This window comes from Arcicella sp. (assembly GCF_964672035.1).
This window is the reverse complement of record NZ_CBABQS010000123.1, coordinates 1-7,581: the sequence shown is the minus strand read 5'-3', so window position 1 is coordinate 7,581 and position 7,581 is coordinate 1. Positions and strand designations below refer to the sequence as shown.

Genomic DNA, 7,581 nt, shown 5'->3' with positions numbered 1-7,581 from the left:
ATATAAGCGTTGTTGGCGTTCATCTAATTGATTGAAATAATTGCGTTCTTCGAGAGTAATTTCCATAAAACTAAAAGTCAGTATTGAATACGAAGATACAATATTTTGAAAATTAATTAGACCAACTTATTATTTACACGTTACTTAGTGCCTTTTTTGAAGCATTCCGATAATGAATAAGAAAACCAAAATTATAAGAAGTTTAGCATTGGAAGAGAAGTGAATATTGAACGGTTTTTCAATGAGCAGCCAATGTGTAAAGGGAAAAATAAACAGAATAGCGGCCACACAAACAAGCGCAATTTTGGTATGGTGGAATAGAAAATACTGATCATATCCATAAGCTAAAAAGCCAACGGCAATAATGAATCTGAAAATATCCGCTCCTGATATGTGCATTTTCGTTCCCTGATAAATCTATGGCAAAGATAATTATTTTGCTTATATCTTGTTAAGGAAATTATCATAATTTATAAAATGTTATATTGGTTTGTTGTCTTTTAAATTAACTATTTTCAAAGCCCTTTAAAACAGATTAATTTAATTTTTGTCCTCCATTTTAGCGGTTTTGTACGCTTTGAAGGTTAAAATATTTATAAAATTTATAAATTTATCTTAATTTTGGTCTTAATCTCTTCAATTTTATGATCATGACCATTCTAAATATCATTTCATGGACTTCAGTATCCAGCCAGCTTTTGTTGGTGATATTCTATTCATTGGGTGTTTTGTTTTATAAATATAATAAATCTGTCACTCAAGGTTTGTATGAGAATTCAAGTCAGCCCAACTCAAACGAATCAGTGGAATATTTTTCGAACGAAGTGATTAATACGATTCCAACGAAAGAAGCTGATTTTGAGAACTACGACGACTACTCCGCCTTTTCAAAAGAAAAGAGTAATGAAGTAAATGCTTCCAAATCAACAACTGAAGGGGAAGAAAACGAGCTTGAAGTGTCGGAACAAAACCCTAATGTAATAGAAGATTCGGATGAAGATTATGTGGCTCAAAATGCAATTCCAACGGCAACTATTGAAGACGAAGACTTTGAGCAAATCAATTTCAAGTTGCAAAATGAGCAAGAAAATAGCATTACGATGGTGGATGAAGAAGACATTAAGCGGGTATTTCAAAGACAAGATTCGAGTGACTGGGTAGTTCGCCATCAAAAAACCAATCATTAACATTTTATTGCATGAAAAAGGAAACATTAACTTTTACCATCGTCCTCATGGGCTATATTGCCTTTGGCACTTACGCCCAAACGGGCAGTTCCGATCCATCGGCTGGTATCGCAAAAGCTACCGATTTGGTCAATAATTTTTATACAAAACTGGTCAATCTTATCTATGCGGTGGCGGGATGTTTGGCCATTTATGGCTCGTTTCGGGTATTTTCTAAATGGCAACACGGCGACCAAGATACAGGAAAAGCCGCTATGGCATGGTTTGGAGCGGCTTTATTTCTGATTGTATCCGCTACAGTCATTAAATCTTTCTTCTCGTCTTTAGGCTGATATGAGAAAATTTGAAATCAATCGTGGAGCAAATGCCCCGCTCGAATTCAAGGGCTTAAAAGGCCAACATTTGCTGTATTGCGCCATTTATATCATCGTGGATTTCTTGGCCATTTTGATGCTGTACGTCGTTGGACTTCCAATCGTTCTGTGGATTATTTATAGTGTGGTTTCCATGATTGGGGGTATTGGCTATTTTATTTATCGTAACAAAAAATACGGGAATAAAGGACTGCTTGATTTAAAAATGCGAGATGTAACGCCTCAAGTAATTGAAAAATAAACGAAAACGATATGGCTAAATTCTCAGAACTTCATCCCTATGAAATATTGGAAGATGGTTTGCAACTATCGCACAACGGGGATATTTCCTATACTTACGAGTTGAAATTACCGCCCGTTTATTCGCTTCGAGACAATGATTTTGATAGCTTAATTGATTTATGGACTCGTGCCTTGAGTATGATGCCCCCAGGTTATGTGATACAAAAAACGGATTGGTTTTATCTGGCGAAATATTCAAGGAGTGAGGCAAAAGGCAGTAGCGAACTTTTGGCGATTTCTACGGATATGATGTTTTATAATCGTCCTTTCCTAAATCATAAATGCTTTTTGACAATTACCAAAACCTATCATCCTGACAATCAAAATGGTATCAGTATTTTTAATCGAAATGGCAATGTTCCTGCGGTCTTGAAAGATAGGAAATACGTGAAGAGTTTGCAATTGGATGCCAATGGTTTCATCGCCACCATTTTGCAGAATAATCTGATTGAGGTGGTGAATTATGAACATTTGAAAGGCTCAAAATTACCGCTAAATGCTACAAAATTGGTTGATTACGAAAATGAGTTATCGCTTCATTACAATTTTGGCAATCTGTCCTTTATGGATAAACACATCGCCAATCATGATTATTCCAAAGATTTTAAAATTGGGACGAAGAATGTGGCGGTGTTCCCTTTACAAGACATCGAAGATTTCCCAACGCATATTTCAACGGCTTATCGCCATTCAAAATTGAGTACCAAGTTATCCAATTTTCATTTGTCTTCCGTTTTTCCAATTGCGATGGGCTTGAATTGCAACCACATTTATACCCAAGTTTTTAAGACGGTCAATAAAGATGCGACCATTAAAAAACTGCAAAAGGGAATCAACGAGAAATCATCGTTGGCATTTTATTCGCAAGCCAACGCTTTCAATGCAGAAACGCAGCATACGTTTCTTAAAAACATTTTAGAGGAAAACTTGCAACCCATTCAGTTTCATGGATCTTTAATTATTTGGGACAATGATGCTAATCAGTTAGAATCTAAAGCGGGATTGGTTTCCACGGCTCTTTCTGACATTGGTTTTCGGAAAGTTGAAATGAGAACCTTGAACGGAGCCAGTTATTTCTGGACGGCCATGCCATCGAATGCGGGTTATATTCCCGAGGATTGTTTTATTCTCAATTACGCTGATACACTTTCTTGTTTTTTGAATTTTGAAGGAATTTATGCCGAAAGTTCGCAACCCGTGGGTATGAGAGTAACCGACCGAACGGGCAAGCCGATGCTTTTGGATATGTTTGTGGAACCGATGACGAAGGGATTAATTGCCAATCGAAATGGCTTTGTGATTGGTCCTTCGGGTTCGGGAAAGTCATTTTTTACGAATGATATGGTGAATCAACTCTATGCACAAGGCAATTACGTAACGGTTGTTGATGTGGGGCATTCTTATCGCAATAACTGTGCGTATGAAAATGGAGCTTATATCACCTACGAAAAAGGCTCAAACTTTGGGTTTAATCCCTTCTTTATTAATGACTTCAATGAGTTTCAGGATGATGAAGAGAATTCCATCAAGAATACCTTATTGACCATTTTATGTTCGATTTGGCGAAAAGAGACGGATAAACCAACCACTCGCACTGAAGACGTAATTCTTTCGGCGATGTTGAAAGAATATTACGTCCACGCTGAAAATTTATCCAAAACACAACGAGATTATTCATTGAGTTTTGATGCGTTTTATGACTACGTGGAAAGCATTTTTTCGGTGGAATACATCGAAGCCAAGAATATTCGAGAACAAGATTTTGACTTACGAAATTTCTTGTTGACGCTTAGTCCTTTCAAAATCGGTGGAGAATACGGCTATTTGTTGAATAGTCGAGTACACGGCAATTTATACCAAAAGAAGTTCATCGTTTTTGAGTTAGATAATATTAAAGATGAATCCATTTTGTTCTCGGTGACAACCATTATGATTATGTCCCAATTTGTGCGACAACTTTATTTGGAACCACAAAAATTCAAGTTTCTAATCATTGAAGAAGCGTGGAAAGCGTTGATGACTCCCGTGATGCAAGGATTTTTGAAATGGTGTTATAAAACGCTGAGAAAGCACAATGGCAGTATTGTAACGGTAACGCAAGAGTTGAATGATTTGGTGGATAATCCCGTGGTGAAAGATACGATTTTGAGTAACTCAGCCATTAAAATTCTGCTCGATCAAAAGAATTATGAGGCTCAAATGGGCTTTGTGCAGGAGATGTTAGGGCTAAGTCCATCTGAAATTTCGCTGGTAAAATCAATTAATATGGATAATGCGAAGGGGAGGGTTTACAAAGAATTCTTCATCAGTTTCAGTAGTATTTTTTGTGCGGTTTACGGATTGGAGGTATGTCCAGAAAAATATTGGCTTTATACGACCAACAAAACGGAGCAATTTACGCTCAATGAAATCCGCAAAAAATATCACTGTGATGTACGAGAAGCGGTTCAAATTGCGGTTAAGCAACAACGAAAACCACTTTTGTTAATTAATAATGGATAATTAATAATGGAATAATTTAAAAGTATTTATCCAAAACCAATTGCCAAAAGCTAATCGCTATTAGCCAAAAGATAATTATAATCCTTACCATTTCATTTTACTAAAATTTTAAGCGAATGAAAACGATTTTAATTTTATTCCTTTTCCTACTATTTAGTCCCATGTATGGACAGACGGGAAACAAAGAAGTTGATGATGCTTTGAAAGCATTGGCAGGAAAATACGCCAGCGGACAAACACTAACGAATGATGATATGGCGGCACTATTAAAAGCGGCTGGGGTAAATCCATCCCAATCGGGAGCTGATAATTTTACGAAAATGCAACAGGAATTGATGGATAAATTTAATGCAAATGCCAGTGATTTTTTCTCAGGAGCAAAATCTATTCTGAAAGGCGTTCTTAAATCCATTCCGGTTATTGGCGATATTTTGGGCGGATTATTTGGTCCAGATGACGTTTCGGATTCCGATACGCACGACAAACTCGACCAGACTAATAGCAATTTAGAAGAAGTTAAAGAAAGTGTGTCAAAAACTGCCGTATATACCGAAGCGACATTTAAGTTGATGCAAGAACAAGAGAAGTTTTTATTCACGCCGAGCAATTCTGTGAAGAATCATCCCTTCAATGAAAATGCCAAAACTTATTGTAGCAAAGTCATTGAGGTGGCCAATTTTTATATCGCTGCGGTTGATGATGATAAATATTTGACAGACCTTGAAAAAACTTACGCCAAAAACAAACTCAATAATTTTAAAATCTCTGCCACCCAAAAATCGGATAAAGAATTACCAATGGTGACGGTGGACACTAAGTACAGAATGACCGATAAAGACCGTATTGCCACGTTGGAACAAATTGCGAATAATTCCGAAACGCTTTATAAAGAAGTGGTTGCGTTTGGTCATCGGATAGAATCAACTTCTAAAGAAAGAAGAAATAGAAGTACGGAATATACTTTTGGCAAAGAATATTTTGCCCCTAAAAATTAAAATAGCATGGCTGGATTTATTGAAGGATATGATAAAAATCTGCAAGCAATTGGCGAACAACTGGAGGGAAGTACCTCCATTTTTATCAATACGGGCATTGATATTGTGTCATTAGGAATGCTCTTGATGGTGGCAAGAAAAGTGTATCGAGTGTGGGGAATGAATGAACCTTTGGATATATACGGCATGCTTCGTCCCATTGGTTTTGGACTGTTATTAAAGTTTTACCTGATATTCATGGGAGCGGTTGATTCTACCTTGCAGGTCGTGAATGAAACAGTAATTGGTTACGTAAACGGGGGAAAATCTACCATGATTACTGCTTTAGTTGGACTGGATGAAGCGAATGCAAAATCAATGGATGAAAAAACGGAAGGGAAAGATTTGGGGAAAACGCCCATTGAAGAAAGTCCAAGCAATGGCTTTTGGGATACGGTAACTGGAAATGGCGAATGGATTGGAGCCAAACTTTTATCCGCTATTCAATACGCCATTCGATGGTTGGCCTTTATTCTGCTGATTTTTGGCTACGTTTTTCTGTCCACCATCAGGCTTTTGTATCTGCTAATTCTAAAATTAATCGGGCCAATTGCCATAGCTTTTTCAGCTTTTGAAATCTTTTCGGATTCGTGGAAAGGTTGGCTCAGTAACTATATCAATGTGTCCTTGTGGCTACCAATTGCCAATACGTTTATGTTTATTCTGCTGAAATTATCAAACTCAATGGTGGATAAAACCAATATGGACGAAATTCAAATTAATATGGCGTTAATCATTCTTTACATCACGGGCGTTTTTGGTTTTTTCAAAGTACCTGACTTGGCCAATTTGATTATTTCGGGTGGTGCGGGTGCTATTGGCTCGAATGCGATGGGCGTGAGTGCTTCGCCAGTTTCGGCGGTGGCGGCTTATATGGGCGGAAAAGCGGGTTCGGCTGGAAGAGCGGGATTTGATATGTTGAAAAATACTTTCGTAGGCAACCAATCCGATTCAAATAATAGGGGACGTGTAACTGAACAAGCTAATCAACCCACGAAATAAATGTTAGAATCTCTTCATAAATCGTCTTCAAAAAGCCCGATATCCTTTCAGAAAAGGGGATTTCAGAATATTATTGACCTCGAAAAACGGCATCAACAATCGCAACTTTTGATGTATTTGGTCATGAGTTTTTGCTTGCTCATCACCGCTGGATTTGTCTATTATGCCATTCAAGAAATTACCAAATCGCAGGATAGAATTTATGTTTTGAATGGTGGTGAGGCAATGATGGCTACCAGGGCTTCGGTGAAAGAAAATCGTTTGGTAGAAGCTAAAGACCACGTGCTAAAATTCAATGAATATTTCTTTGATAATTCACCAGATTTTGAGCAAATCAAGTCAAATGTGGAAGGAAGGGCCTTATACATGGCGGATAAAGGGGCGGAAGCTTTGTACAAAAGATTCATTGAATCAGGATATTACCGAGATATTATTGCCCAAAATATTGTGCAGTATCTCATTACTGATTCCATCAAAATTAATATGCAAGTCTATCCGCACGAGGCGATTTACTACGGAAAACAATACCAATCAAGGGCTTCGCAACGAGTGGTAAGAGCCTTTAGAAGTAGGTGTTTACTGGAGCGAGCTTCACGGTCGGAACGCAATCCCCACGGATTTATCATTACCAATTACGAACTGCTTGAAAATCCAATTATTAAAAATTAAGACAATGGAATTTTTAGACCGACACTTTTATAGTTAAAAAAATAAATGGGGCGATTAATTTGACAAAATAGCCGCCAGACAGTATCATAGCGGCTATTGAAAACATCTAATATCCGCAAAAATATAGAATCGGGTTTAAAAAACCTATACCCCTCAAAACTGCAAGGCAATCCTTTGAGACGATTCAATACATTAGTAAGTATGGTTAGTGGCTTGATAGCCAGTAAGCACGTTTCATTGGGAAAAATTGCTGATAATCAGCAAGGTAAAATTCATTCTTTAAGCCAAGTAAAGAAAAATGAACGTTGGCTTGACAATGGTCTGATTGATGCCGATACATTCTTTACTCCCTTTATTATCAAGATATTACACGGTATAGTTCTCCAAGAGAAAGAACTGGTATTTGTCATTGATGGTTCGGTGGTAGGTCGGGGTTGTCAAACGTTGATGTTAAGTGTACTTTGGAAAAAGAAGGCTATTCCAGTAGTTTGGAAAACCATTCAAGCACCCAAAGGACACTTTTCAGAGGCT

Annotated in this window: 9 protein-coding genes; 8 read left to right on the top strand and 1 reads right to left on the bottom strand. The window is 37.4% G+C overall.

Annotated elements, in window-relative coordinates; translation table 11 throughout:
* Positions 1-144: 144 nt before the first annotated feature.
* Positions 145-399 carry a hypothetical protein gene (locus AC1W31_RS19730; protein WP_481736215.1) on the bottom strand — a complete coding sequence of 85 codons (255 nt, stop codon included), beginning with the start codon at positions 397-399 and terminating at the stop codon, positions 145-147.
* Positions 400-650: 251 nt separating this feature from the next.
* On the opposite strand from AC1W31_RS19730, the gene AC1W31_RS19725 reads away from it, so the two are divergent.
* The 8 genes from AC1W31_RS19725 to AC1W31_RS19690 form a co-directional block, all read left to right on the top strand.
* On the top strand, positions 651-1,187 hold the full coding sequence (locus AC1W31_RS19725) for a hypothetical protein (protein ID WP_481736214.1): 537 nt from the start codon (positions 651-653) through the stop codon (positions 1,185-1,187).
* 11 nt (positions 1,188-1,198) lie between these two features.
* Positions 1,199-1,519, top strand: a complete 321-nt coding sequence (locus AC1W31_RS19720) for a DUF4134 domain-containing protein (protein WP_481736213.1) — start codon at positions 1,199-1,201, stop codon at positions 1,517-1,519.
* A 1-nt stretch (position 1,520) separates the two neighbouring features.
* Positions 1,521-1,802, top strand: coding sequence for a DUF4133 domain-containing protein (locus AC1W31_RS19715; protein ID WP_481736212.1), 282 nt, complete (start codon positions 1,521-1,523; stop codon positions 1,800-1,802).
* Between the two features lie 11 nt (positions 1,803-1,813).
* A complete protein-coding gene (locus tag AC1W31_RS19710; RefSeq protein ID WP_481736211.1) occupies positions 1,814-4,345 on the top strand; it encodes a TraG family conjugative transposon ATPase in 2,532 nt (843 codons plus the stop codon).
* A 116-nt stretch (positions 4,346-4,461) separates the two neighbouring features.
* A complete protein-coding gene (locus tag AC1W31_RS19705; RefSeq protein ID WP_481736210.1) occupies positions 4,462-5,340 on the top strand; it encodes a hypothetical protein in 879 nt (292 codons plus the stop codon).
* Between the two features lie 6 nt (positions 5,341-5,346).
* A complete protein-coding gene (locus AC1W31_RS19700) occupies positions 5,347-6,381 on the top strand; it encodes a TraJ family protein (protein ID WP_481736209.1) in 1,035 nt (344 codons plus the stop codon).
* Positions 6,382-7,050 (top strand): conjugative transposon protein TraK, encoded by a 669-nt coding sequence (gene traK, locus AC1W31_RS19695; RefSeq protein WP_481736208.1) that lies wholly within the window; start codon positions 6,382-6,384, stop codon positions 7,048-7,050.
* 174 nt (positions 7,051-7,224) lie between these two features.
* Positions 7,225-7,581, top strand: a 357-nt coding sequence (locus tag AC1W31_RS19690) for a hypothetical protein (RefSeq protein WP_481736207.1), incomplete at its 3' end; no start/stop codon positions are given.

What these genes read in the sequence shown, in the direction of transcription:
- AC1W31_RS19725 (WP_481736214.1), top strand. Translation starts at nt 651, where the DNA reads ATGACCATTCTAAATATCATTTCATGGACTTCAGTATCCAGCCAGCTT.
- AC1W31_RS19730 (WP_481736215.1), bottom strand. Translation starts at nt 399, where the DNA reads ATGCACATATCAGGAGCGGATATTTTCAGATTCATTATTGCCGTTGGC.
- AC1W31_RS19710 (WP_481736211.1), top strand. Translation starts at nt 1,814, where the DNA reads ATGGCTAAATTCTCAGAACTTCATCCCTATGAAATATTGGAAGATGGT.
- AC1W31_RS19700 (WP_481736209.1), top strand. Translation starts at nt 5,347, where the DNA reads ATGGCTGGATTTATTGAAGGATATGATAAAAATCTGCAAGCAATTGGC.
- traK (WP_481736208.1), top strand. Translation starts at nt 6,382, where the DNA reads ATGTTAGAATCTCTTCATAAATCGTCTTCAAAAAGCCCGATATCCTTT.
- AC1W31_RS19715 (WP_481736212.1), top strand. Translation starts at nt 1,521, where the DNA reads ATGAGAAAATTTGAAATCAATCGTGGAGCAAATGCCCCGCTCGAATTC.
- AC1W31_RS19705 (WP_481736210.1), top strand. Translation starts at nt 4,462, where the DNA reads ATGAAAACGATTTTAATTTTATTCCTTTTCCTACTATTTAGTCCCATG.
- AC1W31_RS19720 (WP_481736213.1), top strand. Translation starts at nt 1,199, where the DNA reads ATGAAAAAGGAAACATTAACTTTTACCATCGTCCTCATGGGCTATATT.